Annotated in this window: 25 protein-coding genes; 9 read left to right on the top strand and 16 right to left on the bottom strand. The window is 73.3% G+C overall.

What is annotated here, in order from left to right:
* Positions 1–105: 105 nt before the first annotated feature.
* From ABZT47_RS03610 to ABZT47_RS03600, 3 genes are all read right to left on the bottom strand, one after another.
* On the bottom strand, positions 106–2,061 hold the full coding sequence (locus ABZT47_RS03610) for a serine/threonine-protein kinase (protein ID WP_354835763.1): 1,956 nt from the start codon (positions 2,059–2,061) through the stop codon (positions 106–108).
* Positions 2,062–2,212: 151 nt separating this feature from the next.
* A complete protein-coding gene (locus ABZT47_RS03605) occupies positions 2,213–2,632 on the bottom strand; it encodes a nuclear transport factor 2 family protein (RefSeq protein WP_354835761.1) in 420 nt (139 codons plus the stop codon).
* 112 nt (positions 2,633–2,744) lie between these two features.
* Positions 2,745–4,202, bottom strand: coding sequence for a HAMP domain-containing sensor histidine kinase (locus ABZT47_RS03600; RefSeq protein ID WP_354835759.1), 1,458 nt, complete (start codon positions 4,200–4,202; stop codon positions 2,745–2,747).
* Positions 4,203–4,770: 568 nt separating this feature from the next.
* Here ABZT47_RS03600 and ABZT47_RS03595 point away from each other — a divergent pair.
* Positions 4,771–6,321: a M28 family metallopeptidase gene (locus ABZT47_RS03595; RefSeq protein ID WP_354835757.1), complete on the top strand. Its 1,551-nt coding sequence runs from the start codon at positions 4,771–4,773 to the stop codon at positions 6,319–6,321.
* A gap of 102 nt (positions 6,322–6,423) precedes the next feature.
* Here the strand turns inward: ABZT47_RS03595 and ABZT47_RS03590 are convergent, their stop codons facing one another.
* The 3 genes from ABZT47_RS03590 to ABZT47_RS03580 form a co-directional block, all read right to left on the bottom strand.
* A complete protein-coding gene (locus ABZT47_RS03590) occupies positions 6,424–7,836 on the bottom strand; it encodes an NAD(P)/FAD-dependent oxidoreductase (protein ID WP_354835755.1) in 1,413 nt (470 codons plus the stop codon).
* A 47-nt stretch (positions 7,837–7,883) separates the two neighbouring features.
* Positions 7,884–8,597 (bottom strand): GNAT family protein, encoded by a 714-nt coding sequence (locus ABZT47_RS03585; RefSeq protein ID WP_354835753.1) that lies wholly within the window; start codon positions 8,595–8,597, stop codon positions 7,884–7,886.
* 63 nt (positions 8,598–8,660) lie between these two features.
* Positions 8,661–9,638: a lytic murein transglycosylase gene (locus ABZT47_RS03580; RefSeq protein ID WP_354835751.1), complete on the bottom strand. Its 978-nt coding sequence runs from the start codon at positions 9,636–9,638 to the stop codon at positions 8,661–8,663.
* Between the two features lie 128 nt (positions 9,639–9,766).
* On the opposite strand from ABZT47_RS03580, the gene ABZT47_RS03575 reads away from it, so the two are divergent.
* Together ABZT47_RS03575 and ABZT47_RS03570 are read left to right on the top strand one after the other, a co-directional pair.
* Entirely contained in the window at positions 9,767–10,480 is a 714-nt protein-coding gene (locus ABZT47_RS03575; RefSeq protein WP_354835749.1) for a UdgX family uracil-DNA binding protein, read from the top strand.
* A 62-nt stretch (positions 10,481–10,542) separates the two neighbouring features.
* Complete coding sequence (locus tag ABZT47_RS03570; RefSeq protein WP_354836560.1) at positions 10,543–11,265, top strand: NUDIX domain-containing protein; 723 nt, start codon at positions 10,543–10,545, stop codon at positions 11,263–11,265.
* A 177-nt stretch (positions 11,266–11,442) separates the two neighbouring features.
* Here ABZT47_RS03570 and ABZT47_RS03565 read toward each other — a convergent pair whose 3' ends face one another.
* The 5 genes from ABZT47_RS03565 to ABZT47_RS03545 all read right to left on the bottom strand — a co-directional run bounded on the left by ABZT47_RS03565 (position 11,443) and on the right by ABZT47_RS03545 (position 17,212).
* Positions 11,443–12,624 (bottom strand): LLM class flavin-dependent oxidoreductase, encoded by a 1,182-nt coding sequence (locus ABZT47_RS03565; protein ID WP_354835746.1) that lies wholly within the window; start codon positions 12,622–12,624, stop codon positions 11,443–11,445.
* Positions 12,621–13,952, bottom strand: a complete 1,332-nt coding sequence (locus ABZT47_RS03560; RefSeq protein WP_354835743.1) for an NtaA/DmoA family FMN-dependent monooxygenase — start codon at positions 13,950–13,952, stop codon at positions 12,621–12,623. The genes ABZT47_RS03565 and ABZT47_RS03560 overlap by 4 nt, the downstream gene beginning before the upstream one ends.
* Before the next feature lie 63 nt (positions 13,953–14,015).
* A complete protein-coding gene (locus tag ABZT47_RS03555; protein ID WP_354835741.1) occupies positions 14,016–14,972 on the bottom strand; it encodes a TauD/TfdA family dioxygenase in 957 nt (318 codons plus the stop codon).
* A 171-nt stretch (positions 14,973–15,143) separates the two neighbouring features.
* Positions 15,144–15,824 carry a hypothetical protein gene (locus tag ABZT47_RS03550; RefSeq protein ID WP_354835739.1) on the bottom strand — a complete coding sequence of 227 codons (681 nt, stop codon included), beginning with the start codon at positions 15,822–15,824 and terminating at the stop codon, positions 15,144–15,146.
* Positions 15,821–17,212, bottom strand: a complete 1,392-nt coding sequence (locus tag ABZT47_RS03545; RefSeq protein ID WP_354835737.1) for a selenium-binding protein SBP56-related protein — start codon at positions 17,210–17,212, stop codon at positions 15,821–15,823. Before ABZT47_RS03545 ends, ABZT47_RS03550 begins: the two co-directional genes overlap by 4 nt.
* Positions 17,213–17,642: 430 nt before the next feature.
* Between ABZT47_RS03545 and ABZT47_RS03540 the strand changes: the two genes are divergently transcribed.
* The 6 genes from ABZT47_RS03540 to ABZT47_RS03515 are packed head-to-tail and all read left to right on the top strand — an operon-like array spanning position 17,643 to position 22,865.
* Complete coding sequence (locus ABZT47_RS03540; protein ID WP_354835734.1) at positions 17,643–18,662, top strand: ABC transporter substrate-binding protein; 1,020 nt, start codon at positions 17,643–17,645, stop codon at positions 18,660–18,662.
* Complete coding sequence (locus ABZT47_RS03535; protein ID WP_354835732.1) at positions 18,659–19,522, top strand: ABC transporter ATP-binding protein; 864 nt, start codon at positions 18,659–18,661, stop codon at positions 19,520–19,522. The genes ABZT47_RS03540 and ABZT47_RS03535 overlap by 4 nt, the downstream gene beginning before the upstream one ends.
* A complete protein-coding gene (locus ABZT47_RS03530; RefSeq protein ID WP_354835730.1) occupies positions 19,515–20,411 on the top strand; it encodes an ABC transporter permease in 897 nt (298 codons plus the stop codon). The genes ABZT47_RS03535 and ABZT47_RS03530 overlap by 8 nt, the downstream gene beginning before the upstream one ends.
* Positions 20,408–21,757, top strand: coding sequence for an LLM class flavin-dependent oxidoreductase (locus ABZT47_RS03525; RefSeq protein WP_354835728.1), 1,350 nt, complete (start codon positions 20,408–20,410; stop codon positions 21,755–21,757). The genes ABZT47_RS03530 and ABZT47_RS03525 overlap by 4 nt, the downstream gene beginning before the upstream one ends.
* Positions 21,754–22,275 (top strand): NAD(P)H-dependent oxidoreductase, encoded by a 522-nt coding sequence (locus tag ABZT47_RS03520; protein ID WP_354835726.1) that lies wholly within the window; start codon positions 21,754–21,756, stop codon positions 22,273–22,275. The genes ABZT47_RS03525 and ABZT47_RS03520 overlap by 4 nt, the downstream gene beginning before the upstream one ends.
* Positions 22,272–22,865: a flavin reductase family protein gene (locus ABZT47_RS03515; RefSeq protein WP_354835724.1), complete on the top strand. Its 594-nt coding sequence runs from the start codon at positions 22,272–22,274 to the stop codon at positions 22,863–22,865. The genes ABZT47_RS03520 and ABZT47_RS03515 overlap by 4 nt, the downstream gene beginning before the upstream one ends.
* A gap of 213 nt (positions 22,866–23,078) precedes the next feature.
* Here ABZT47_RS03515 and ABZT47_RS03510 read toward each other — a convergent pair whose 3' ends face one another.
* The 5 genes from ABZT47_RS03510 to ABZT47_RS03490 form a co-directional block, all read right to left on the bottom strand.
* Positions 23,079–23,588, bottom strand: a complete 510-nt coding sequence (locus tag ABZT47_RS03510) for a DUF1992 domain-containing protein (RefSeq protein WP_354835721.1) — start codon at positions 23,586–23,588, stop codon at positions 23,079–23,081.
* Positions 23,589–23,707: 119 nt separating this feature from the next.
* The gene (locus tag ABZT47_RS03505; RefSeq protein ID WP_354835719.1) at positions 23,708–24,484 is read right to left on the bottom strand and encodes a MauE/DoxX family redox-associated membrane protein; all 777 of its coding nucleotides are present in this window, start codon (positions 24,482–24,484) and stop codon (positions 23,708–23,710) included.
* A gap of 8 nt (positions 24,485–24,492) precedes the next feature.
* On the bottom strand, positions 24,493–25,089 hold the full coding sequence (locus tag ABZT47_RS03500) for a cell wall protein (protein WP_354835717.1): 597 nt from the start codon (positions 25,087–25,089) through the stop codon (positions 24,493–24,495).
* A 10-nt stretch (positions 25,090–25,099) separates the two neighbouring features.
* On the bottom strand, positions 25,100–25,549 hold the full coding sequence (locus ABZT47_RS03495) for a hypothetical protein (RefSeq protein WP_354835714.1): 450 nt from the start codon (positions 25,547–25,549) through the stop codon (positions 25,100–25,102).
* A 216-nt stretch (positions 25,550–25,765) separates the two neighbouring features.
* Positions 25,766–26,206, bottom strand: a complete 441-nt coding sequence (locus ABZT47_RS03490; protein ID WP_354835711.1) for a group II truncated hemoglobin — start codon at positions 26,204–26,206, stop codon at positions 25,766–25,768.
* Positions 26,207–26,310 lie beyond the last annotated feature (104 nt).

Raw genomic sequence — 26,310 nt, 5'->3', positions numbered from 1 at the left:
TCACCCGGCGCCCCGCGGTGGACCGGACCGCAGGGCCGAGGGGCGATCTGAAGGGGAGGGGGAGCCGCGATGGCCGGGGTGCCGGTCGCGGCGCGGCGGCTCGGGTCAGCCGGGGCGGTGGAGGGTGAAGTCGTCGAAGGACACCATGAGGGACCCGCCGCCGGACTCCGGCACCTCGGCCGTCAGGCCGACCTGGCTGTGCGGCCCCTCAGGCGGCGCCTGCGCGTCGAGGACGTCGAACAGCCGGTCGCCGTCTACCCACATGCAGACCCGCGTGGCGGCGCCCTCCCGCCGGCATGACGCCTGTACGTGCACATCGTGTCCCACCCGCGGCGCCGCCACCGGCACGGGGGGCGCCACGTCCAGGCGGGTGCCCGAGACGGTGCGCACGACCCGCGCGGCGCCGTCGAGGCCGAGCAGGAAGGTGTACCCGTTGGGCACGTCCTCGTCCCATCGGCACACCAGGCCGAACCCGCCTCGTCCGCCCGTCGCCTCCCGCACCCGCGCCGTCACGCCGGCCATCACGCCGGGGTCGGCGGCCGTCTGGGCCCGCTCCTTGGGCGGGACCGGCGACAGGGCCAGGCCGCGCGGGTCGGTCGCGTCGGCGAGGATGGTGTAGACCCCGCGGGCGATCTCGTACCCGTGGGTCAGCCGGTCGGCCCCCCGCGCGCCGGGCTGGAAGTCGTAGCCGTCCCAGTTGCCGCGCGTATCGAAGTCGTCCTGGTAGAGCAGCGTGCCCTCCGCGGGCGCCCGGCCGCCGGAGCCGGAGGCCAGCGAGCGCACCAGCACGACCGCCATCGGGACCAGCACCACCAGCCCGGCGGCGGCCACCCGCACGAGCAACCGCCGCGACCGGCGCCCGCCGGAGCCGCCCGGGCCGCCGGAGCCGCCCGGGCCGCCGGAGCCGCCCGGGCCACCCGCGCCGACCGCGCCGACCGGGCCGCCCGGGCCGGGGGCGTCGGACGGCACCGCGCCGGGCCGCCGTCCCGGGCCGGCGTCCGGCCCGGTGAACGCCCGGGTCGCCGCCGGGGAGCCGGCGGGACGGGGCCGCTGCGAGCCGTCAGCGGGACGGGTCGTCTCCGGGTCATCGAGGAGGCCGGCCTCGCGGGTCGTCCGGGGGCCGTCGAGCGGGCGGGTTCCGGCGGGCGAGGCGGACCGGGCCGGCGACGTGGGCGGGGCCGGCGACGCGGGTGAACCAGGGAGGGCGGAGTCGGCTCCGCTGGGCCGGGTGTCGTCCATGTCGTGGCCGGTGAGGGCGCGCAGCACCTGCTCGGCGGCGGGCCGGGCGGCGGGGTCCTTGGCCAGGCAGGCCAGCAGCGCCGGGCGCAGCTCGTCCGGCACGCCCGACATGTCGGGCTCGCGGGTGGAGACCGCGACCAGCAGCGCGGGCACCGTCGCCGCCGAGAAGGGCAGGTGCCCCGTGGCGGCGTACACCATCGTGCAGGCCCAGCCGAACAGGTCGGACGCGGTGCCGGGCGGGTGCCCGGCGAGCTGCTCCGGGGCGATGTAGGCGGGCGTGCCGATCAGCCCGGAGGCGGTGGTGGCGTGGTCCAGCGCGCGGGCGATGCCGAAGTCGATCACCACCGGTCCCTCGGGGCCGAGGATCACGTTGGCCGGCTTGAAGTCGCGGTGCACCACACCAGCCCGGTGGATCGCGGCCAGCGCGGTGAGCGTGGCGACCGCCAGCCGCTGCAGCCCGCTGCCGGAGCGCGGCCCGTCGCGCGCCACCGCCTCCGCCAGGGACACCCCGGGGATGTACTCGCTGACCACGAAGGGGCGGCCGTTGACCGTGCCGACGTCCAGCACCCGCGCGGTGCAGAACGCCGCGACCCGCCGCGCCGTCTCGACCTCCCGCACGAACCGCCGCCTGCTCTCGGCGTCGCCCGCGGCCCTGGTGTGCAGCACCTTGACCGCCACCTCGGGCCCGGCGGCGCGGACGGGTCCGGCCTCCTCGGCCCGTCCAAGGTAGACGGTGCCCTGGCCGCCCTCTCCGAGCACCGCGCTCAGCAGATAGCGGCCGACGCGCTCGGGATCTCCCGGTTCAAGGCCACGCCCGCGCACGGCCCACCTCTTCGGTCGTCTCGGCATTCGGGGTGCGAGGGCTCACGATAGGGCCTGCCGGCCGGTCGGTGAAGTGCCGTCGCCCATCCGGTCCGGCACGGCCGCGGCGACGCCGGTCCCGGGCGCTCGCGAGCGCCCGGACGGCAGGCGTTCAGAGGCAGGGGAGGCCGAGCTGGGTCAGCATCTCGAGCTGGTCGTAGTAGACCCGCTGACTGGCGATCAGGCCGTCCTCCATGGTGCGGACGTCACAGCCGCGGACGGCGACGCGCCGGCCGGTCGGCTCGGCGACGTGGCCGGTGGGCAGGAGAAGAGGGCCGGTGTGGGTGCTGGTGAGCGTCCACTCGGTGACCACCATGTCGCCGCACGCGCCCTTGTCGTGGAGCGTCACCCTGATGTCGGGGAACGCCTCGTGGTAGAGGGCGAAGTAGGAGGCGATCTCCTCGTGGCCCTCGGCGACGCCACCAGGGCAGACGTAGGTGGCGCGCCGGTCGAACAGCCGCGTCGCCGAGGCGAAGTCGGCGGTGTTGAACGCGGTCACCAGCTCGTCGGTGGGTTCACGGTCGTCGGACACCGTCGGGCTCCTTGCGTGGGGTGATGCGCCGGCGTCAGGGGGCGCCGGTCGTGGGGAGGCGGCACGTGGCCGTGCGGCCGTGGTACGGGCCGCCGCGGGGGCGTCGCGACGCTCAGGCGCGCCAGGCGGGGGTCTGGGGCAGGGCGCCGAACCCGGCCACGCCGGGCGGGTCCCCGCTGGTGGGCGGAGAGGAGTCGCCCATGTCCAGCAGGGGCAGGTCCAGGACGAAACGCGCGCCGCGTGGGGAGTCCTCGACGCGCAGCGTGCCGTCGTGGCCGTGGGCGATGTCGCGCGAGATGGCCAGGCCGAGCCCGCTGCCGCCGGGTTCGAGGCGCCGCCCGTCCTCCAGGCGCACAAAGCGCTCGAACACCCGCTCGCGATCCTGGTGCGCGATGCCGTCGCCGTCGTCGGTCACGGCGACCACGGCCCGGTCACCCTGGTGGCCGACGGTGACCTCGACCTTGCCGTGGGCGTGGCGCCGGGCATTGGCCAGCAGGTTGTCCAGCACGCGGACGAGCTGGATGCGGTTGCCGTGGACGGTGATGTCGCCTTGGGCGCGGACGCAGATCGGCACGCCGTCGGCCGGAAGGGTCGCGATGGCCTCCCGCACGAGCATCGCCAGGTCGACCGGCTCGTGCTGGGCCGGGGTGCCCGAGCGGAGCCTGGCCAGCACCAGCAGGTCCTCGACGATCGTCTCCAGCCGCTGGGTGAGCGTGAGGGCGTCGCGGATGGTCTGCCGGGGGTCGACGTCGCCGGGGTAGAGCACCGCCTCCTCCAGCCGGGCGCGCAGCCCGGTGAGGGGCGTCCTGAGCTCGTGGGAGGTGGTGGAGGCGAACCGGCGCTGCTGCCTCACCGCCTCCTCCAGCCGGGCCAGGGTCTGGTTGGCGGTGCGGGCGAGCAGCGCGTACTCGGTGCGGCCGGGCGGTTCGGGCACCCGCATGCTCAGGTCGCTCACCGTGATGTCGGCCATGGTCGCGCGGATCGCCGCGACCGGGCGCAGGGCGCGGCCGCCGACCCACCAGTTGCCCCAGGCGACCAGGGCGCTGGCCAGCAGCACACCGGTGGTGGTGACCAGCTCCAGGCGGTGACCGGCCAGGATGCTCGGCTGGGTCGTCCCGCTGTAGACGAAGTGGGACTCGCCGCCGAAGATCTCGCTGGTGTCGAGCGGGGGGAGGCGGATGACGGTGAACATCACGCAGCCGCCCTCCGGCCGGCACACGGTCCCGTCCTGGATGCGGTTGTCCTTCGGCGGGCGGATGGTGCCGAGGGGAGGACGACCGGCCGCGGCGGGGCTGGCCATGACCACGCGCCCGTGGTCGTCGACGAGCTGCAGCAGGTCGATGCGCCCCTCGGGCGCCGGCCGGGGGATCTGGCCGGGCGCCATGGAGCCGACCCAGTTGGTCGCGGTGCGTTGCGCGTCCCGGAAGACGCCGGCCTCTATCCTGTCGGTGACCAGGAAGTCGATGCCGGCGCCGATGATGGCGAGGAAGATCAGGCACGCGCTGCCGATGATGAGCGTGGACCGCGCCCGCATCGACGCCGGGAGAAGCGACAGCCGCCTGGCTTCCAAGAGGTGGCCTCCCTCACGTAATGTAAAAGCCCAGGTCAGGTCAACTTCGACGGTATCCGTCGAACTGCTGATCAAGCAATGAAGGCCCCATATCCACACCAAATACAGGCCTGCCCATTACCACCACCAGAACCGAACTTTCCCGGCGCGGCCGTCCAGGAGGAAGCCGGGACGGCGGTTCAAGCGAGCGACGACCGCGCCGGACCGGGCCGGCGGGCAGGGCGCCCCGGCGGGGCATTTCGCGGCGGGCATCTCGGCGACGACCACGTGCTCGGTGTCGGCATGCGCGCCGCCGCCCACCGCGCCGAGCCCGTATAGCGTCGGGCCGCCCGCCCCGGCGGTCAAGTCGCCGTCGGAGGCGCCGCCGTGGTGGAGCGCCCATGACCAGTCGGTTATGCCGAAGGTTCGAGCGATGTCCGGAATTCCGGCTCGATCGGCTCAGCGGGACCGCTGACAAGCGAACCGCGGAGCATCCCGGCGGGGGCCCTTCACGGAAGGGAGAACTGCGGCTAGCTTGCCGGGGAGCACCATCTCGGGAAGTCCTGTCACGGCACAAGGGAGAAGCTGAATGCGCATCACCCTCCGCGGGGGAACAGGCGTCGCCATGGCGATCGTCGCGCTCGTCCTGCCCATGGCGGCGGCCGGGCCCGCCGCCGCCGATCCCGATCCCGCGCGGCTCGCCCAGACCGCGAACGGGCCGGCGGTCAAGCGGCACCTGCAGAAGTTGCAGCAGATCGCCGACGCCAACGGCGGCACCCGGGCCGCGGGCACCCCCGGCCACGACGCCTCGCGCGACTACGTGGCGGGCGTGCTGAAGAAGGCCGGCTACAAGGTGACGATCCAGCCGTTCGAGTTCCCGTTCTTCAAGGAGAACTCCACGGCCCTGCTGGAGCAGATCTCGCCGGAGCCGAAGGTCTACGCCCCCACCCCGCCCAACGGCAGCGGGGTCGGCGAGTTCGCCACGATGACGTACTCCGGCTCCGGCGCGGTCACCGGAACCCTGCAGAACGTCGATTTGACCCTGCCGCCCGCGCCGTCGCCGAGTTCCACCTCCGGCTGCGAGGCGAGCGACTTCGCCGGGTTCACCCCCGGCAACATCGCCCTGCTCCAGCGCGGCACCTGCGACTTCCGGGTGAAGGCCCAGAACGCCCAGGCCGCCGGCGCGACCGCCGCGATCATCTTCAACGAGGGCCAGCCGGGCCGCACCGCCACCCTGCAGGGCACCCTCGGCACCCCGCTCACCATCCCGGTGGTCGGCGTGAGCTTCGCGGTGGGCCAGGAGCTCTCCTCGCCCGCCGGGACGGTCGTCCGGCTGAAGACCGACACCACCAGCGAGTACCGCACCACGCACAACGTCATCGCCGACTCCAAGTACGGCGACGCGAACAAGGTCGTGCAGTTCGGCGCCCACCTCGACAGCGTCGTGGCCGGGCCCGGCATCAACGACAACGGCTCGGGCAGCGCCGCGATCCTCGAGGTGGCCTCGGTGCTCGGCAAGATCCCGACGCGCAACAAGCTGCGGTTCTCGTTCTGGAGCGCCGAGGAGCTCGGGCTGCTCGGCTCCGAGCACTACGTCGCCTCGCTGGCCCCCGCGGAGCTGGCCAAGATCAAGCTGTACCTCAACTTCGACATGGTGGCCTCGCCGAACTACGCGCTGAAGATCTACGACGGTGACGACTCCGACGCCACGGGCGCGCCCGCCGGCCCGGCGGGGTCCGCGGAGATCGAGAAGCTCTTCGAGAAGTACTTCGACACCCTGCGCCAGGGGCACGTCGGCACCGACTTCGACGGCCGCTCCGACTACGGCCCGTTCATCGAGGCGGGCGTCCCGGCCGGCGGGCTGTTCACCGGCGCCGAGGGCGTCAAGACGGCCGACGAGCAGGCCAAGTTCGGCGGCACCGCGGGACAGCCTTACGACTCCTGCTACCACCAGGCCTGCGACACCGTCGCCAACATCAACGACAAGGCCCTCGCCCTGAACACCGGCGCCATCGCCACGGCCGCCGTCGTCTACGCCTTCAGCAGTGACCTGCCCGGCCCGGACACCCGTCCGGCCACCGCCGCCCGCAGGACCCTCGCGGCCCCGGCCACCGCCGATCACCTGCCCGCGGCCCGGTAACGCGCCGAGCGCGCCCGCGGCCGATCACCTGGCCCTGTCCCTCGCCGCGGTGAGGTGCCGTGCGACCGTCGCGGTCGCGGGCGCCTCACCGCCGCGAGCGGGTCACAGGCCGTAGGTCTCCAGCAGGCGCAGCCAGATCTCGCTGACGGTCGGGAACGTCGGGACCGCGTGCCACAGCCGGTCCAGCGGCACCTCGGCGGTGACGGCGATGGTCGCGGCGTGCAGCAGATCGGCGGCGCCGGGCCCGACGAAGGTCACCCCGAGCAGCACGCGGCGCTCGGTGTCCACCACGGCGCCGGCCCGGCCGCGGTAGCCGTCGCCGAGCAGGTAGGCGCCGGTCACCGCGCCCAGGTCGTACTCGACGGCGCGCACGGGGAAGCCCTCGGCGCGTGCCTGGGCCTCGGTGCGGCCCACCGCGCACACCTGCGGGTCGGTGAAGACCACCTGCGGCGCCCCGTAGGCGTCGGCGGTGTCGCGCAGTGAGGGCAGGTCGCCGCTCTCGCCCCTGGCGCGGGCCGCGATGACGTCGCCGCAGACGCGGGCCTGGTACTTGCCCATGTGGGTCAGCAGGGCGCGCCCGTTGATGTCGCCCACGGCGTACAGCCAGCCGCCCTGGACCCCGGTGGCGCGCATGCTGTCGTCCACCTCCACCACACGGTCGGCGGGCAGGCCGACCGACGCGAGGCCGAGGCCGTCCGTGGCGGGGCGGCGGCCGGTGGCCACCAGCAGCTCATCGGCCTCCACCGGCGGGCCCGAGGTCAGGTGCACGGTGACCGGCCCGCCGGGGACCGGCCGCTCGACCCGGACGACGCCGGTGCCGGTGCGCACCTCGATGCCCGAGGCGGCGAAGGACTCGGCGATTAGGTCGGAGGCGAACGGTTCCATGCGCGGCAGCAAGCGGTCGCCGCGCACCAGAATGGTCGTGCGGGCAGCGCCGAGTCCGTGCATGGCCTGGGCCATCTCGCAGGCGACCACGCCGCCGCCGATGACGGCCAGCCGTTCGGGGATGGCCTTGACGGCGGTGACCTCATGGCTGGTCCACGGCTCGGCCTCGGCCAGGCCCGGGACGGGCGGAACGGCCGCATAGCTGCCGGTGGCCAGCACGACCGCGTGCCGGGCCGTCAGGAGGCGCGACCCGCCCCCGGGCTCGGCCACCCGGACGCGCAGGGGCCCGTCCAGGCCGCCCCACCCCCGCACGAACGTGGCGGGCACCCCCTCGATCCAGCGCACCTGCCCGGCGTCGTCGTAGTGCGAGACGGCCTCGTCGCGGCGGGCCAGGACGGCGCCGGCGTCGATCGGGCCCACCTCCAGCCCGGGCATGCGGCGCACCTCGGCGGCCAGCTCCACCGGGCGCAGCAGTGCCTTGCTGGGCACGCAGGCCCAGTAGGCGCACTCGCCCCCGGCGAGGTCGCCCTCGACGATGGCCACGCTCAGGCCGCCGCGCCCGGCCCGTCCGGCGGCGTTCTCACCGGCGGGCCCTGCGCCGATCACGATCACATCGAACTCGTCCGGCACGGGTCCTCCCCTTTCCTGGTCGCGAGGGAGAAGACCATCATGCCCGCTCAGGAAGCCGGCGAGATCGGCAGGGTGCCGCCTCCCGCCGATCGATCACCGCGCCTGATTCCGAGGACCGGCAGACACGCGGCCACGCCGGCGAGTTCGACGTCATCGCGCCTGCCGGGGAGCCATCGCTCGCGTGTCAGCAGCCACCTGTTCAGTTCGGCGGGCTCGCCGCGCCGGGTGGCCCGGCCGCTTCCGTTGGGGCGGTAGCCCACTGCCGCCGAAACGCGGTTCGAGGCGTGGTTGTCGACGAAGGCCTCGCTCTCGGCCTCGTGGGCGCCGAGCCCTTCGAAGGCCAGATGCAGGACCGCCTGCCGCATCAGCTTGCCCAGGCCGCGCCCGCGCATCTCGGGGCTGAGCCACGAGAACGTGGTGACCGTGCCGTGCACGGAGAAGTCGACGCCGATCAGGTCCTGCATGCCGACCGGCTCGTCGTCGACGACCACGACGAAGTACAGCCGCCAGAAGCCGTCATCGACCCTTCCACGGCCGGTCCAGATCCTGCGCAGCCAGGACCACTCACGCTCGGGCCCATCCTTGTACAGCGACATCGGGTCGTCGAACGGCCACGGAGCCTGCGTGGCGACACCCTTGCGCACCGTCGGCACCAGGCGCTCCAGCAGTGCGTCCGTCGCCCCGAGCAGTGACAGCCCGGGCATGCGCACTCGCACGTTCAACGGCGGATATGACGACACGGTCTCCGCGGCGCTCGACATGGCTGGCACCGTAAGAGACGACACTTTCCACCGCAACCGATATATCGGACCTCAGGACACGGCCTAGGCGAGCCCCGGGCCGGTGAGGCGGCGCTCGCCGCCGGGGACCAGCACGAACACCTGCCAGTTGTAGTAGGCGTAGTAGGCGCGGACGTCGCGCTTCATCGCGCGGGCGTGCAGCAGCACGGCGTCCACGTACGCCTGGGAGTGGTTGTAGGCGTGCAGCGCCTTGCGGTAGTCGCCCGGCGCGCCGGAGGCCCGCAGGTAGTTCGCGGCGGCCGCGACGGCGTCGCCGGTGTCGTGGATGTCGCCGCCCATGCCGTACGCCCGCCAGGTGGCCGGCATGAACTGCATGGGGCCCTGAGCGCCCGCGGAGCTCGCCGAGCGCACCCGGCCGAACTTGGTCTCCACGAGCATGACCGCCGCCAGCACCTCCCACTCCACGCCGAAGCGTCGCCCGGCCTTCTTGAAGTGGCCGAGCAGGACGTCCGCCGGCAGGGGTTCGCGCAGCTTGAAGCTCACCTTGCCGGTGACCGGGTGGGCCAGCGACAGCAGCTCGCGCACGGCCGTGGCGTCGTCGCGGGCCTGGGCGGCGACCGAGGGGGTCAGCTCGGCGAAGGCGCGCTCGGCGGTGTCGGGATGGCGGGCGGCGTACCGGCACAGGCGCTGGTGGTAGAGGGTGAGCAGGACGACGTCCTCCGGCGGCCGGCCGTGCCCGGGGTCGCCGTCCTTGGTCCAGGAGCCGATGGCCGCGCGCATCGCACGGGTGGTCCGGTCCAGGGCGCGCGCCAGCTTGCGCGGGTCCTGCGGGATCGCGGCGTCCGGGCGGGGCGGCCCGGACGGCGTGCTCGACGCCGTGGTCGCGCCCGGGGACGGCGTCGCCGCGCCGGCGGCGGACGGAGGCGGAGAGGCGGCGTCCGGAGCGGTCGATGCCCGCCCGCATCCCGTCGTCGCGGCCAGCGCCACCGCGGCGGCCGCGGCCAGCGTCACCACCCGGCCGGCGCGGCCGGGACCTCGAGCGTCACCCGTGCCCTTCCCCATAGTGATCCAACCTACAACCGGCGCCGCGGCGAGCGGTGCGGCACGCCGTCCTGAATGGCGCGGCCCGCGGCGGGTAGGCGAAGGGAGTGAGAGGGCAGGGGCTCTCCGGACGCGGGAAGGAGAAGACCGTGACGGGCCGTGCCGACGCCAAGGGCGCAGAGGGCGTCGCCCGGGACGGAGAGGGCTACGACGCCTCGCCGTACCTGCCCGGCGAGGATGACCTGCGCGCCCTGAGCGAGGCCGCCGCCGGCTGCCGGGGCTGTCCGCTGTACCGGGACGCCACCCGGACCGTCTTCGGCGAGGGGGACCCCGGCGCGCGCGTGGTCCTGGTGGGGGAGCAGCCGGGCGACCAGGAGGACCGGCGCGGGCACCCCTTCGTGGGGCCGGCCGGCGGCGTCCTGACGCGGGCCCTTGAGGAGGCCGGCATCGACAGGACCCGCGCCTACGTCACCAACGCGGTCAAGCACTTCAAGTTCACGGCGCAGGACCGCGGCAAGAAGCGCATTCACAAGCCGCCGACCCTGCGCGAGATGGCGGCCTGCCGGCCGTGGCTGGCCGCCGAGCTGCGGGTGCTGCGACCCGACGTCGTCGTCGCCCTCGGCGCGACCGCCGGCAAGGCGCTGCTCGGCCCCTCCTTCCGGGTGACCAAGGAGCGCGGCGTGCTGCTGCCCTTCCCGCCGGCCGGCGACGGCGCCGGGGCGTGGGAGGGGGCGTTCGCGCCGGAGGAGGCGCTGCTGCTGGCGACCATCCACCCGTCGGCCGTCCTGCGCGCGCAGGACCGCGAGGCGATGTACGCCGGGCTGGTCGCGGACCTGCGGGTCGCCGCCGGCGCCCTGCGATGATCACCGGGGGCTCCAGCGGCGCGCCTTTTCCGGTCATGGCGACCTTATAGGGTGGGAACGTGATCCATGATCGGGCGTCGAAGTACGACGGCGGCACGCCGGTCGCGGTGACCGTCGACCTGGTGATCTTCACGCTCGGACGGCATGATCTGCAGGTTCTGCTGATCGAACGCGGCAAGGAGCCGTTCGAGGGCGAGATGGCGCTGCCCGGAGGGTTCGTGCGCGTAGGTGAGGGCCTGGACGCCGCCGCCCTGCGCGAGCTGGAGGAGGAGACCGGCGTCGACGGGAGCGTCCTGCACCTGGAGCAGCTCCGCACGTTCGGCGAGCCCGGCCGCGACCCGCGCAACAGGACCTTCACCGTCGCCTACCTCGCCCTGGGCCCCGACCTGCCGGCGCCGGTCGCCGGCACCGACGCCAGAGCGGCGCGCTGGGTGCCCGTCGAGACGGCGCTCTCCCCGTCGGTGCGGCTCGCCTTCGACCACGCCGAGATCCTCGGGCAGGGCCTGGACCGGGCCAGGGCCAAACTGGAGTACACCACCGTGGCCGCGGCCTTCTGCCGCGAACCCTTCACCCTCGCCGAGCTGCGCCACGTCTACGAGGTGGTCTGGGGCATCCCGCTCGACCCGAGCAACTTCCGGCGCAAGGTGCTGAAGGCGGAGGGCTTCGTCGAGGCGACCGGCGAGTCGCGGCCGCTGGAGATCGGCCGGCCCGCCGCGCTGTACCGCCGCGGCCCGGCCGGGCTGCTGTTCCCCCCGATGCCCAGGGCCGGCGACCCCGGGCACTAGGTCCGCTCCCGTACCAGCCGGCCCGGCTTCTGCCGCACCGCCCGGATCCGCGGATCTCTCACCACCCCGGAACCGCCCGGATCCGCGGCTTCCTCGGAAACCACCCGGATCCACCGGTCTCCGTCGGATCTGGACACGGGTGTCGCGACGGCTCCGGGAGCACAGGGCGCCGCGGGGCTATGACGCCCGCTCGTAGCGGCCGGCCGGGCGGGTCAGGCCGAGACGCCCGCGCAGGTCGGCCGTCTCGTAGGCGCCGCGGAACGCGCCGCGGGCCCGCAACTCGGGCACCAGGCCGCGCGTGATCGCCGTCAGGTCGTGGGGCAGCACCCCCGGCCGCAGGCGGTAGCCGTCCAGGCCGGTCTCCCGCCAGGCCAGCAGCAGGTCGGCCAGCGCCTCGGGGGTGCCGCTGAAGACGAAGGCGTCGGACTCCAGCTCGGCGCCGTCGAGGTCGTCCAGCCGCTCCTTGCGTCCCGGACCGGCGCCGGGGCCCTCGAGGAAGACCACGATGTCGGCGAGGACGCGCAGCGCCGGCCCGGTGCGGCCCACGGCCGCCTCGGCGGCCCGCACGCGGCCGACGACGGCCTCGGCGTCCTCGCGGTCGCGCGGAGTGACGTACACGACGTCGGCGCCGCGGGCCGCGAACTCGTAGGGCAGGGTGTCGTGGGCGAGCACGGTGACCAGGGGCTGGCCCTGCGGCGAGCGCGGGGTGATCGACGGGCCGCGGACGCTGAACCACTCGCCCTGGAAGTCGATGTAGTGCAGCCGGTCGCGGTCGATGAACCGGCCGGTCGGCACGTCCCTGATCTCGGCGCCGTCCTCCCAGCTGTCCCACAGGCGGCGGACCACCTCCACCGCGTCCGAGGCCTCCTCCAGCAGCCGCCCGACGTGCGCGGTGACCGACGGGTCGGCGAGGTCCAGCGGGGGGAAGACGCGGCGGCCGAAGTGGGCGGCCTCGTCCGGGCGGGCCGACACCCGCGGGCGCCAGCCGGCCCGCCCGCGGCTGACGTGGTCCAGCGAGGCGATGCCGATCGCGACGTGGAACGGCTCGGTGTGGGTGGTGCTCGTCGTCGGCACCAGCCCGATACGGGAGGTCAGCGGCGCCAGGCTGGAGGCCAGCAGCACCGCGTCGAGCCGGCCGCGCACCTGGTCCAGGCGCTCGTCCTGCCCGTCGAAGCGGGAGGACTGCAGCGCCAGGGAGTCCTCGAAGGTCACCCAGTCGAGCAGGCCGCTTTCGGCCTCCAGCACCAGCTCGGCCCAGTAGCCGGCGGTGAACAGCCGGTCGGGGCGGACGCCCTCGGCCCGCCAGGCGGCCGGATGCCAGCCGGCGCCGTCCAGGGCCACGGCGAGATGCAGCGTCATCGGGTCTCCTTGGTCAGGCCGAGGTGGTCGCGCAGGGTGGGTCCGGTGTAGTCGGCGCGGAAGACGCCCTTCTCTTGCAGCAGCGGGACGACCTTGTCCACCAGGTCGTCCAGGCCGCCCGGGGTCAGGTGGGGCACGAAGATGAAGCCGTCGGCGGCGTCGGTCTGGACGAAGGTGTCGATGGCGTCGGCGACGGTCCGCGGCGTGCCGATGAAGGTCTGCCGCGCGGACACCTCGATGACCAGCTCGCGGATCGACAGGTTCTTCTCCTGCGCGAGAGCCCGCCACTTGGCGGCCAGTTCGCCCCGGTCGCGGCGGAACTGGGCGCGGCCCTTGGACACCTCCTCTCCGAGGTCGGGTTCGAGGTCGGGCAGCGGGCCGTCGGGGTCGTACGCCGACAGGTCCCGGCCCCAGACGGCCTCGACGAAGGCGATCGCGGTCTGCGGGCTGACCTGCGCCCGCCGGATCTCGGCGGCGTACTCGCGCGCCTCCTGGTCGGTGTCGCCGAGGACGCACGTCACCGCGGGGAGGATCTTCAGATCCTCCGGCCGCCGCCCGTACGCCGGGAGGCGGCGCTTGACGTCGGCGTAGAAGGCGCGGCCCTCCTCCAGCCGGGAGTGCCTGCTGAAGATCACGTCGGCGTCGGAGGCGGCGAACTCGCGACCCTCCTCTGAGTCGCCGGCCTGGATGATCACCGGGTGGCCCTGCGGGGGGCGGGGCACGTTGAACAGGCCCGTGATGTCGAAGTGGCGGTCCCGGTGCCGGAACGGGGTGACGCCGCCCGGCCGCAGGAACCGTCCGGAGGCCGGGTCGGCGACCACCGCGTCCGGCGCCCAGGAGTCCCACAGCTCGCGCGCCGTCCGCAGGAACTCGGCGGCCCGGGTGTACCGGTCTCCCTCGGCCAGGAAGCCGCCGCGCCGGAAGTTCTCGCCGGTGAAGGCGTCCCAGCTCGTCACGACGTTCCACGCGGCGCGGCCACCGCTCAGATGGTCCAGCGACGCCAGCCGCCGCGCCACCTCGTACGGCTCGTTGAAGGTGGAGTTGACCGTGGCGGCCAGCCCGAGGTGGGTCGTGACCGCCGACAGCGCCGCGAGGACGGTCAGCGACTCGGGCCGTCCCACCACGTCCAGGTCGTGGATGCGGCCCTTCATCTCCCGCAGCCGCAGCCCTTCGGCGAGGAAGAAGAAGTCGAACTTGCCGCGCTCGGCCGTCCGGGCGAGGTGGCGGAAGGAGTCGAAGTCGATCTGGCTGCCGGAGCGCGGGTCGGACCACACGGTGGTGTTGTTGACACCGGGGAAGTGGGCGGCGAGGTGGATCTGCTTGGTCATGGGCCTTCCTGACGAGGAGTCCGGAGCGGGGACGGCGCCCAGGCGCCCGGTGGGGGAGGGCGGTCAGGCGACGACGAGCGCCTCGGCGGTGAACTCGCGGCCGGCGACGATCTCGGAGACGAAGCCGTCCGGCCCGACCGGCCGGTCGCCGATCAGGGTGACGCGGTGCAGGGTGCGCTCGACGTCGAGGTGGTCCAGGTCGGAGGGGGCGAGGTGGGCGGTGGCGCGGTTGTCCCAGAAGGCGACGCTGCCGTGCTCCCACCGGAAGCGGACGGTGTACTCCGGGCGGGTGATCTGCTCGTACAGCAGTTCCAGTACGCGGCGGCTCTCGTGGGAGGACAGGCCGACGATGCGGTCGGTGAAGCCGGGGTTGACGAACAGGGCCCGTTCACCGGTCTCGGGGTGGACGCGGACCACGGGGTGCACGGAGACCAGCAGGTTGTCGTTGATCCGCTTGAGGAGCCTGCCGTCCTCCGCGGCGGCCTGCTGACCGGCCAGGAAGCGGTGCTCGGCGCGCAGCCCGTCGGCGAGCCGGCGCAGCGGGTCCGACAGGCCCTCGTAGGCGGCGACCAGGTTGGTCCACTGGGTGTCGCCGCCGAAGGCCGGGACGGTCTCGGCCCGCAGGATCGAGGCGGCCGGCGGGTTGACGGCGGCGGTGACGTCGGTGTGCCAGCCGGAGTAGTAGGAGTACTGCCGCGTGCGGTACAGCTCGCGGTACTGCTTGCCGTACCGCTCCTCGTACCGGCGCGGGTCGATGGTGAGGATCTGCGGGAACTCCTCCGGCGGCGCGTCCTCGTGCGGGTGGGCGTGGGTGAGGTCGCCGAACTGCCGGGCGAAGGAGATCTGCGCCGCGTGGTCGAGGGTCTGCCCGCGGAAGAACACGACCTTGTGCGCGAGGAGGGCCTGGCGGATCGCCGCCACCGTCGAGGGGTCGAGCGGTCGGGAGATGTCGATGCCTCGGATCTCGGCGCCGATGTGCCCGGCGATGCGGCGGACGTCCAGGGTGGTGGTCGATGGCATGAGCTTGGGCCTCCATGAGCTCTGGTGGCGCGGGCCCGGGGTCGCGGACCGGCGCGGTGAGGTGCGGGGCCGGTACATCGACCTTGTGTCATCTTCCCCTATAAGTCAATAGGGAATACATGGAATATGCCGGCGGTCCCTCTCGGAGGCGGGGCCCGCGTGAGCGGCTCCTCAGGCCTGGGCCAGCGTCAGCAGCCCCGCGCCGACGAGCGCCGCCGCCCACATGCGGTCGACGTTGAACCAGGCGCGGCGCAGCACCGTCAGCCCGGCCACCTCGTACACCACCAGCGCGACCACGCCGGCGACCGTGAACATGGCCAGTGTGTGCAGCGCCGCCACGCCGAGGTCGCCGGCCAGCGCGTGCGCCAGATGCCCGGCGTACCCGCCCGTCACGCCGTCCATGCCGTTGACGCCGTTCATGCCGTTCATGCCGGACATGCCGCTGTGGGCGTCCTGGCCGGTCTGGACGCGGGTGAACAGCGGGACGAGCATCAGCCCCGCGCCGTGCGCGGAGGACATCAGGAACGACCACGCGGCGAGCTGCGGCAGCGACAGCCGCATGCCCACCCAGCGGAAGTGCCGGTTGGACAGCAGCCGCCACAGGCCGAAGACGACCAGGGCGGCGCCCCCGGCGATCGACAGCGCCGTCGCCGTCACCAGCGAGCCGGTGACGGCGACGGCGAGCGCGACCAGCGCGACCGAGGCGAGGTGGCCGGCCGCGATCGCCGGCAGCGACCACGCGAGCCTGCCCCTGCTGTGCTCCTGCAGGCCGCGGGCCACCGCGAACAGCCATCCCATCGCCGGGTTCAGGCCGTGGAAGGCGCCGAGCAGGAGCGCCGCGGTGATGGTCACGGGTAGCAGTAGGAGTCGGAGGAGGCGTCGCCGCCCTGGAGCCGCACCTGGTGGGGACGAAGGCCGCGGAAGTCGTCGCCGTGCGGGAAGAAGCGCTCGTCGAAGGCGAACGTCCCCGCGTCGATCTTGGCCATCCAGGCGCCCACCCCTTCAGGGTAGAACTGGTCGTCCCACGCCCCGTACAGGGAGTTGGTGAGGTAGACGCGCCGGCCGTCCCGGCTCACCTCGACCATCTGCGGGCCGCCCCGCAGAGGGACGTCCGGCGCGGCCGGGTGCGCCTGGGTGCGGGCGATGCCGCCGATGCGCAGGGAGCCGATCTCGACCGGCTTGAAGGGGTCGCTCACGTCGTACTGCTTGATCTCCCCGGTGCCCCAGCAGGAGACGTACAGGCGCCGGTCGTCCACCGACAGGTCGATGTCGGTGATCAGCGGCGGCACGGCGCCGAACGGTTTGAGCAGGTCGGGCAGGTCCTCGGGGTCGGCGGGCTCGGCCGGGATGTCGATCACCTTGCGCGCCTGCCAGCGGCCGTCCTCCTGGAACCACGTCCACACCGACGCCGACAGGTCCTCGACGCTGATCACGACGCCGGCGAACCCGTAGGTCCGCGTCGGGTCGTGCGCGGGGCGCAGTTCGAGCGCCATCTGGTACTGGTCGCCGAGGTCCACCTCCTGCACGTGGCGGCGCTTGCGCAGGTCCCAGAAGTGCAGCTTGTGGCCGTACTGGCGGCCGAGGAGCAGCTCGCCCACGACGCCGTTCTCGATCATCGACGGGGTGCCCCACTCGGAGGTGACCAGCACGTCGTGGTTGATGTGCCACCAGAAGTCGTAGGCCAGGTACTGCGGCCCGCGGTCGCGCTCCCACCGGCCGAGCACCTCGAACGACAGGTGGTCCAGGACCGCGATGCCGCCCGGGCCCTCCTGGCCGTCCGCCCCGCCGAGCGCGGAGACGTACAGTCCCTCCGGCCCGCAGTGCACGGTGTGCGGGCGGGAGTACCCGGCGCGCCTGGCCAGCTCCTCCGGCTCGATCACCTTGACGATCTCGGGGCTGGTCCGGTCCTTGGTGTCCAGGATGTAGATGCGCGAGGATCGCAGGCCCGGCACGACCAGGTAGCGGCGCTCGACGTGCGGATGCGGCGCGTACGGGCACAGCGCGCTGCTGCAGGCGTTCCACCCGAAGTGGTGCAGCTCGTCGCCGGTGTTGGGCAGGTCGGTCCAGCCGACGACCTTGCCGTAGCCGGGCGACGCGGGGTCGGTGTCCACGACGGCCATGGCGTCGGGCCTTTCGGCCCGCCGGTCGAAGGCGGCCACGTAGGCGAGCCGTTCCGCCGGCGCGGTCGCGGCGTCTCTCGGCGACGGGTAGAAGGTCGGGTCAGGAGTCCAGAGTGCCATGCCCCCATGATTCCGGCATTGCCTATGGAGTCAATAGGTAATCTACCGGTGACGGCGTGTCGTCAGTGCTGGTGAGAGGACAGTTCTATGTATATCCGGTAGGAAATATTGACTTGGTCGGCCCCGCCGTCGTAGGTTCGATCTATGGGCCAAGGGCTTTACCTCACACGGCGCTCGCACGTCGACTTCGGCCACCTCGCCAGCGCGCAGTGTCGCTGATCGCGCATCGCGGGCATCCTTCACACCCGCCCACACCGGCGAGGGGCGCGTGCGGCCAAGGTGCCGCCGCGATCCCACCTCGCGCCTCCGCGTGGCCGACGGTGTCCACGCCTTCCACCACCCGTGTCACCTCCGAACGACCGTCCCTTCCGGCATGCCCCGCCCGCGGCGCGGCCTCGCGCGAGCATGCCCTTCCTCCATGAGGCCTTCCGTGATCAGACGCAGACACGCCCTTCTCCCCGTTCTCCTCGCCACGACCCTGGCCGCGTGCGGCTCGGCCTCCGGCGCCTCCACGCCGGGCGGCCTGGAGCTCACCGAACTGCGCTACCAGGGCAGCGTCGGGGCCGTCAGCTTCCCCGAGCTGGCCGAGGAGCTCGGCTACCTCGCCCCCATCAAGCTCAAGTGGATCGGCAACACCATCTCCGGCCCGCAGGACATCCAGGCCGCGGCCACCGGCCAGACCGACTTCGGCGGCGCGTTCGACGGCGCCATCGTCAAGCTCGCCGCCGCCAAGGCCCCGATCAAGGCGGTCGTCGGCTACTACGGCAGCGACAAGGACAGCTACGTCGGCTACTACGTCGCCGGCGGCTCGCCCATCAAGGGCCCCCGTGACCTGATCGGCAAGAAGATCGGCGTCAACACCCTCGGCGCCCATCTGGAGGCCGTGGTCAAGGAGTACCTCAAGCGAGGCGGCCTCACCCCGCAGGAGATCGCCAAGGTCGAACTGGTGGTCGTCCCGCCGGTCAACACCGAGCAGGCGCTGCGCCAGGGGCAGATCGACGTGGCCGCGCTGTCGGGCATCCTGCGCGACAAGGCCCTGGAACGCGGCGGCATCCGCCCGCTGTTCAAGGACATCGACCTGTTCGGCCCGTTCACCGCGGGCAGCGTCGTGCTCACCGAGCGGTTCATCCAGCGCAACCCGAACACCACCCGCAAGTTCGTCGCCGCCTTCGCCAAGGCCGTGGAGTGGACCCAGACCCACTCCCGCGAGGAGGTGATCGCCGAGTACAAGAAGATCATCGCGGCCCGGGGCAGGAACGAGGACGCCGGCGGCGTCGCGTTCTGGAAGAGCAGCGGCGTCGCCAACAAGGGCGGCGTCATCGACGCCAAGGAGTTCCAGACATGGATCGACTGGCTGCAACGCGAGGGCGAGATCAAGCCGGGCCAGGTCAAGGCGGCCGACCTCTACACCAACCAGTACAACCCGTTCGCGAGCGGGAGCGCCTCATGAGCCCGGCCGGCCGTTCCGTCGCCGTGACGGACGCCGTGACCGCCCCCGCCACGGGGGACCGCACCCGGACGAAGATCGAGATCCAGGGTGTCGGCAAGACCTTCGAGGTCAGAGGATCGGACCAGCCGTTCACCGCGATCGAGGCCATCGACCTGGACGTGCGCGAGGGCGAGTTCCTCACCCTGGTCGGGCCGAGCGGCTGCGGCAAGTCGACGCTGCTCGACCTGATCGCCGGTCTCACAGCGCCCACCACCGGACAGGTCGTCATCGACGGCCGCGCGGTGACCGGGCCGGGCCTGGACCGCGGCATCGTCTTCCAGCAGTACGCCCTGTTCCCCTGGCGCACGGCCCTCGCCAACGTCGAGTTCGGGCTGGAGGCCAAGGACGTGCCGCGCAGGGAACGGCGCGAACGGGCCCGCCACTACCTCGACCTCGTCGGGCTCGCCGGGTTCGCGCAGCGCTACCCGCACGAGCTGTCGGGCGGCATGCGCCAGCGCGTCGCCATCGCGCGCAGCCTGGCCTTCGACCCCGACGTGCTGCTGATGGACGAGCCGTTCGCCGCCCTGGACGCCCAGACCCGCGAGTCGCTGCAGGAGGAGCTGCTGCACATCTGGGAGAAGACCGGGAAGACCATCGTCTTCATCACCCACGGCATCGACGAGGCGGTGTACCTGGGGCGGCGGGTCGCGGTGATGACCTCCCGGCCCGGCCGGATCAAGAAGATCATCGACGTGGCGTTCGGTTCGCGCGAGGGCGACCTGCGCGCCGACCCGCGGTTCGGCGAGTACCGCCACGAGATCTGGACCCTGCTGCGCGACGAGGTCGCGGCGGCTCAGGAGCAGGAGCGGACCATTGGCTGACACCCTCGCCGCCCCCGGCGCCACCCCGCGGGCGGCGTCCCAGAACCCGGCCCCCGGCGCCACCCCGCGGGTGACACCCAAGAACACGGCCCCCGCCGCGCCGGCGCCTGCGCGGAAGCGGCGGGCCGGCGGCGGGCGGGTGGCGCTGCTGGCCCGGCGGTCGCTGGCGCTGGTGCTGCTCGCCGCGACCTGGGAGCTGCTGCCCCGCACGGGCGTGGTGGACCGGGTCTTCGTGCCCCCCTTGTCGGAGGTCCTGGCCGCCTGGTACGACCTGCTGGCCGGCGGGCAGCTGCTGGAGCACTTCCAGGCGTCGCTGATCCGCTCGGTGTCGGGGTTCGGCCTGGCCATCGTGCTGGCCATCCCGCTGGGGCTGGCCATCGGCTGGTACCGCCCGGTCGCCGACTTCCTCACCCCGGTGCTGGAGCTGTTCCGCAACACCTCGCCGGTGGCCCTGCTGCCGGTGTTCATCCTGATCCTGGGCCTGGGCGAGACCTCCAAGATCACCTTCATCCTGTACGCCTGCGCCTGGCCGATCCTGCTCAACACCATCGGCGGCGTCCGCACCGTGGAACCGCTGCTGATCAAGTCGGCCCGTTCCATGGGGCTCGGCCCGCTGCGCCTGTTCCGCAAGGTCATCCTGCCGGCCGCCGTGCCGGCCGTCTTCACCGGCGTCCGCCTGGCCGGGGCCTACTCCATCCTCGTGCTGCTGTTCGCCGAGATGGTCGGCGCCAAGGCCGGGCTCGGCTACCTCGTCCAGGACGCCCAGTTCAGCTTCCGCATCCCCGACATGTACGCGGGAATCATCACGATCTCGGTGCTCGGCGTGCTGTTCAACCTGCTCCTTCTGACCGTGGAGCGCCGCTTCTCGACCTGGAGGACCTCCGCATGACCGCCCGCACGCTCCACCTCAACGCCTTCCTCATGGGCGTGGGCCACCACGAAGCGGCCTGGCGCCACCCGCGTACCGAGCCCGCCCGCCTCACCGACGTCCGCCACTACCAGCGGCTCGCCCGCATCGCCGAGCGCGGCCTGCTGGACTCGGTGTTCCTCGCCGACGGCCTGGCCCTGCAGGGGAACGTCCGGCACAACGCGCTCGGCGGTCTGGAGCCGCTCACCCTGCTGGCGGCCCTGGCGGCGGTGACCGACCACATCGGGCTGATCGCGACGGTGTCCACCACCTACAACGAGCCCTTCCACGTCGCGCGCAAGTTCGCCTCGCTGGACCACATCAGCGGCGGCCGGGCCGGATGGAACATCGTCACCTCGGCGAGCGAGGCCGAGGCCCGCAACTTCGGCATCGAACGGCCCGCGCACGCCGACCGATACGCCAGGGCCACCGAGTTCCTGGAGGTCGTCACCAAGCTGTGGGACAGCTGGGAGGACGACGCGGTCGTGGGCGACCGGCACAGCGGGACCTACGCCGACACCGGGAAGATCCACGCGCTGGACCACCAGGGCGTCCACTTCCGGGTCGGCGGCCCGCTGAACACCTCCCGCTCGCCGCAGGGCCACCCCCTGCTGGTCCAGGCCGGGTCCTCCGAGGACGGCAAGGAGTTCGCCGCCCGCTTCGCCGAGGCCGTCTTCACCGCCCAGCAGACCCTCGCCGATGGCCAGGAGTTCTACGCCGACCTCAAGGCGCGCGTCGCCGGGCACGGCAGGCGCCCCGAGGACGTGCTCGTCCTTCCCGGCATCTCGCCGATCATCGGCTCCACCGAGCAGGAGGCGCGGCGGCTGGAGCGCGAGCTGGAGGAGCTGATCATCCCCGCCTACGGGCTGGCGCAGCTCGCGCACCTGGTCGGCATCGACCTGCCCGAGGAGGCGCTGGACCGGCCGCTGCCGGAGGTCCCGCTCGAGACCGAGGGGGCGCAGAGCCGCCGCAAGCTCGTCATCGACATCGCCCGGCGCGACGAGCTGACCGTGCGGCAGCTCCTCGGCCGCCTCGCGGGCGGGCGCGGACACCGCGTGGTGACCGGCACCCCCGAGCAGATCGCCGACCAGATCCAGACGTGGTTCGAGAACGGCGCGGCCGACGGGTTCAACATCATGCCGCCGATCCTGCCGGACGGCCTGGAGCGCTTCGTCGACCACGTCGTGCCGGAACTGCAGGCCAGAGGGCTGTTCCGCACCGCCTACGACGGCCGCACCCTGCGCGGCAACTACGGCCTGGCACGGCCCGCCTCCCGCCACGCGGCCGGCGACTCCGGCGAGCGCCTCGGCGTGGCGGTGGCGTCATGAGCGTCCCCGTGGCGCTGGTCGGCAACCCCCGCCCCGGGTCCAGGACGCTGACGGCGGCGGTCGCGGCGGCCGAGGCGGTCGGACGGCGGACCGGGCACCACGGCCCCCCGCGCGTCGTGGACCTGTCCGAGCTCGCGCCGCTGCTGCTCACCGGCCCCTCGCCCCAGGTGGAGGCGGCGCTGGAGACGGTGGCCGGGGCCGGGGTGCTGGTGGTGGCCAGCCCCACCTACAAGGCCACCTACACCGGCCTGCTGAAGGTGTTCCTCGACCGCCTCCCCCCGGGCGCCCTGTCCCGGACGGTGGCGCTGCCCCTGCTCGTCATGGGCGACCCCCGGCACGCGCTGGCCGTCGAGCTGCACCTGCGCCCGGTGCTGGCCGAGCTCGGCGCGCAGGTGCCGACCCCCGGTCTGGCCCTGCTGGAGTCGCAGATCCCCGATCTGGAGGCGGCGCTCGCCGGGTGGGCCGACCGGGTCGCGCCCCAGGTGGCCGCGACATCGCGGGAGAGGGCGGAGATATGACGGAGACGGTGCCCGCTCAGCGCCCGCCGTTCCGCCTCCCCAGGCGGGACGACGGCACGCCGCCCACCGGCCCGGCGTCCGCGCGCCCCGACGGCACGGCGCCGGGGTCGGTGGACGAGGAGACGTTCCGGCAGGCGCTCGCCGTGCACGCCGCGGGCGTCGTGGTGATCACCGCGCAGAGCGAAGGCGTGCCGGTCGGGCTGACCGCCACCTCCTTCTCCTCGGTGAGCCTGGACCCGCCGCTGGTGTCCTTCTATGTCGCCCAGGAGTCCACTACCTGGCCGTGGCTGCGCTCGGCCGACCACTTCGCCGTCAACATCCTGACCGGCGACCAGGCGGAGCTGGCGGCGCGGTTCGCCCGCAAGGGCGTCGACCGCTTCGCCGAGCCGACGCGCTGGCGGCCCGGGCCGCTGGGCGCGCCGTTGCTGCAGGACGTCTCGGCGCACCTGGTGTGCCTGCCCTACGACACCTTCACCGTGGGCGACCACGTGCTGGTCGTCGGGCTGGTCGCCGAGGCAGGGGTCTACCACCCCGGCCACCCGCTGCTCTACCACCAGGGCCGCTTCGGCCGCTTCACCACCCACCCCTGACCGCCCGCCGGCCACCGTCCAGGTGAGGTCCGGGCCCGCCGCCCGCCTCCCGCCTCCCGATGACCAGCCCCCGCCGGTCCGGCTCACGCCCCCGGATCGGCGGGCGGCTCGCCGCCGGCCGTCCCGCCGCCCGTCACAGGCGGGGCGGCCGGTCCGGCGGACGCCCCGCCGGCATGGCCCGCGGTGCGGCGATGGGAACCTCGGTCGGCCGGGTCAGGGCGTGGAGCGGCGCCCGCGGAACAAGGAGCGCCACCCGGACCGTGTCCCGGCGGGTGGTTCGTCCGGGGGCTCGGTGGCGGCCGGCGTGTCCGGGGCGGGCTCTGCAGGGCGGCGCTCGCGCCAGTCACCGACGAACTCCTCGACGTCGAAGGGCATCAGGTTCAGGGGCGGGCCGGACAGCGCCTTTCTCGTGCCGTCGAGGATCTTCGCGTTGATGCCGGCGATGATCTCGCGCACCTCGGTCTCCGAGCGGGCCCGCGCGGCGGCGGCCAGGGCGTCCTCGGCCTCCCTGCGCAGGGCGAGCGAACCGGGCAGCGGGAACCTGAGGTTCTCCTCCTCCAGCTTGCGCTTGATCCACCACATCTCGTCCTGCGGCTCGCCCTGGCCGGGCAGAGGCTTGCCCGCGCCCGGCAGATCGTCGAACAGGCCGCGTTCGGAGGCCTCACGGATCTGGCGGTCGACCCACGTCTCGAACGGAACTCCCCGCGGCTTGCGTTCCGTCACAGGCTCGCCTCCCCGTCCTCCACCCGGCTCCTTGTCACCATAATCGGCCCGGTGTCCGGGTTGCGCGGTGGGTTCGCGGCCAAGGCGCGACGTGGAGGCGGACCCGAGCGCGGCCCGCGTCAGGCGACCGCGGGCTCGTCGAGGAGGGCGACGCGGACGGTGGCCGGGTCCTCGCCGCCCAGGGGGACCGCGAAGACCACGGCGCGCCCGCGGGCGGCGTACACCACGAAGCGCACGCCGTCCTCGTCCCAGGTCTCGCGCACGTCCGAGCTCAGCCGCGCCGAGGCCGAGCAGTACGCGGGACTGCGGTAGAGCAGGCGCAGGGTGACCTCCAGCGGCACCTCCTCAGGTGAGGGGACGGAGAGCGGCCTGCGCAGCCGCACCAGCAGCCGGCGCAGCGGCATCAGCCAGGCGTGGTCCAGCTCCGGCGACAGCGCCAGCAGCGCGGCGCCCTCGGCGACGCCGAGGGCGGCCAGAGACGCGTCGATCGGGTGCGGACCGGCCCAGACCGCCGTGACGCTCGCGGCCAGCAGCAGGCCCGCGCGGGCGAAACCGCGCAGGTCGACCGGCCTTGCGTGCGCGCCGAGACACCCGCAGGACGACATCGGCGCGGCGCGGCGCGCGTAGGCGAGATAGGCGAGGAACCCGGCCGACAGCGCCGCGGCGGCCGCGCCCTCCGCGGGCATGGCCGGCGGCAGCAGCAGCGCCGCCGCCACCGCCAGTTCCAGCACCCCGACCAGGCGTAGTGCCGGGACCGCGCGCGCCGCGCCGACCAGGCGTGCCAGGGCGGTGCGCCCGGCCTGCGCCCGCGTCCGGCGGCCGAAGAGCTTCAGCACGGCCGCCCAGGCGAGGAGCGGGCCGATCACGTACGGCTGCAGCGCGGCGATCCCGTTCACAGGCGCTCCTAGTGGGGGGAGAAGACGGTGGCTATGTCGACCTGGTTGGTGTCGGGACGCCAGGCGCCCAGCACCTGGACGTGCTGGCCGACACGCAGCAGCGAGAGATCGGCCGACGGCGGGGCGTCGGAGTAGACGGCGACCGACTTGCCCGGCACCTGGTGGCAGACGATCTCCTGCCCGTTGTGGTCCAGGTGCAGCCGCTCGCTGGTGATGTTGCGGACGTGGCCCTTGATGTTGACGATGTTCAGCCACACCGACTCCGCGGCGAGCACGCCGTCGGGCATGCGGACGCCCCGCGCGTACAGTCCGTCGCCGGGACGGGCCTGGTCGAAGGCGACCGGCCCGAGCTTCCACAGGCTGGTTCCGTCGACGACGCGGATGCGGTGGAACACCATGTTCGAGCCCAGCACGAACAGGGTGTTGTCCTTGACGGAGCGGATGCGGCCTTCGGCGAAGTTCGGGTCGGGCGCGCCGGGCACGATGTCGGGCGCGGCGGCGCCGAAGGCCGCCTCCGGGCCGAGCGAGCCCATCGCGGTCGCGGCGAGCACTCCGGCGCCGCCGCCGAGCACGGCGGACTTGAGCAGTTGCCTTCTGCTGGTCATCGGCGGACTCCTAGGGAACCGAGATCTCGGCCGGCCGCAGGCCCGCCGACAGACTGGCGATCTTGCTGAAGGCGGCCGGGGTGAGGTCGAGCAGCCGGTTGCTGGCGCAGGTCGCACCGCAACAACTGCGCTCGCCGCAGAACAGGTCCGTCTGCGGGCCGCAGTCGGCGATCGAGGTGACGACGCTGGTGCCGGTGCACAGCGCCGTCGTCCGGTGTGTGAAGCCGCAGGTCCGGCGGGACAGGCTGACGCCGCAGCTGTCCGGCCGGGTGATCGACAGGCAGGCGTCGGAGGTGTTGGGCCAGGCGTGTTGCATGCTGCCGGAGTTGCAGGTGCCACAGGCGCCGTGCCCGGCGCTGCTGCACGGCCCCCAGGCCGAGCCGCAGCAGAACCAGGACACCTCGCCCTGGACGGGGCCGAGCAGGTCACGGGGTGGGTCGGCGGACTGGCTGCGCGCCATGCGCGTCCTCCTAGGGGTTGGGATGCGGATCCCCCGTGTCAGGCGGTACGGCTGGTGGAAACTTCCTGACAACTCCCATGAATAACAGGTAATAAATCTCCGTCTACGACCAACTTTCGATCACTCGAAAGCTATGGAACCGCACGCGGCGTCGCGGCCCGCCGGAGATGTGCGCCTTCCCACCCCGCGTGGTGCGTCCTTACCCTCCGGCACCCGTCATTCCGGCCAGGTCCAGAGAGGTACCTCGCGCAGCGGATGGAGCGCGTCGTCGGTCTCCGCGTGGGAGTTCTGGAGGGCGACGCGGGATCCGAACTCGACGTGCGAGCGGAGGGCCTCACGGAAGGGGGCGTCGGCGGGCAGGCCGGCGGTGTCCGCGGCGGCCATGTACAGCTCGACGAAGCGGCTGCGCTGCTCTTCGGTGATCTTGAGGCCGCGGTGGACGGCGATGATGTGCGGGAATCCGCCCATGTTCGCGGAGAAGTCGTCCGGTCCGCCGAAGGTCTCGGCGGTGAAGGCGGTGAGGTGGGTGACGTGCTCGGGCCGTCCTTGGCCGAACAGGGGGTGGAGTAGGGGATCGGCCAGGACGCTGGTGTAGAAGACGTCGATGAAGCGTCGCAGCCCTTGCCGGCCGCCGGCGTGCTCGAAGAGGGAGATCATGATTACAGCATTACGTGCTTTCCTGTAGGTGTCCATGGCCGGCGGCGACGCCTTCGGGACCGGGCGGGGGCGAGGGCCAGGCCCGCGTCCGGTGGCCGGCGCCG

Origin of the sequence: Sphaerisporangium sp. NPDC005289 (assembly GCF_040607455.1) — a bacterium.
Taxonomy (GTDB): domain Bacteria; phylum Actinomycetota; class Actinomycetes; order Streptosporangiales; family Streptosporangiaceae; genus Sphaerisporangium; species Sphaerisporangium rhizosphaerae.
This window is presented reverse-complemented; position numbering and strand designations above follow the sequence as displayed.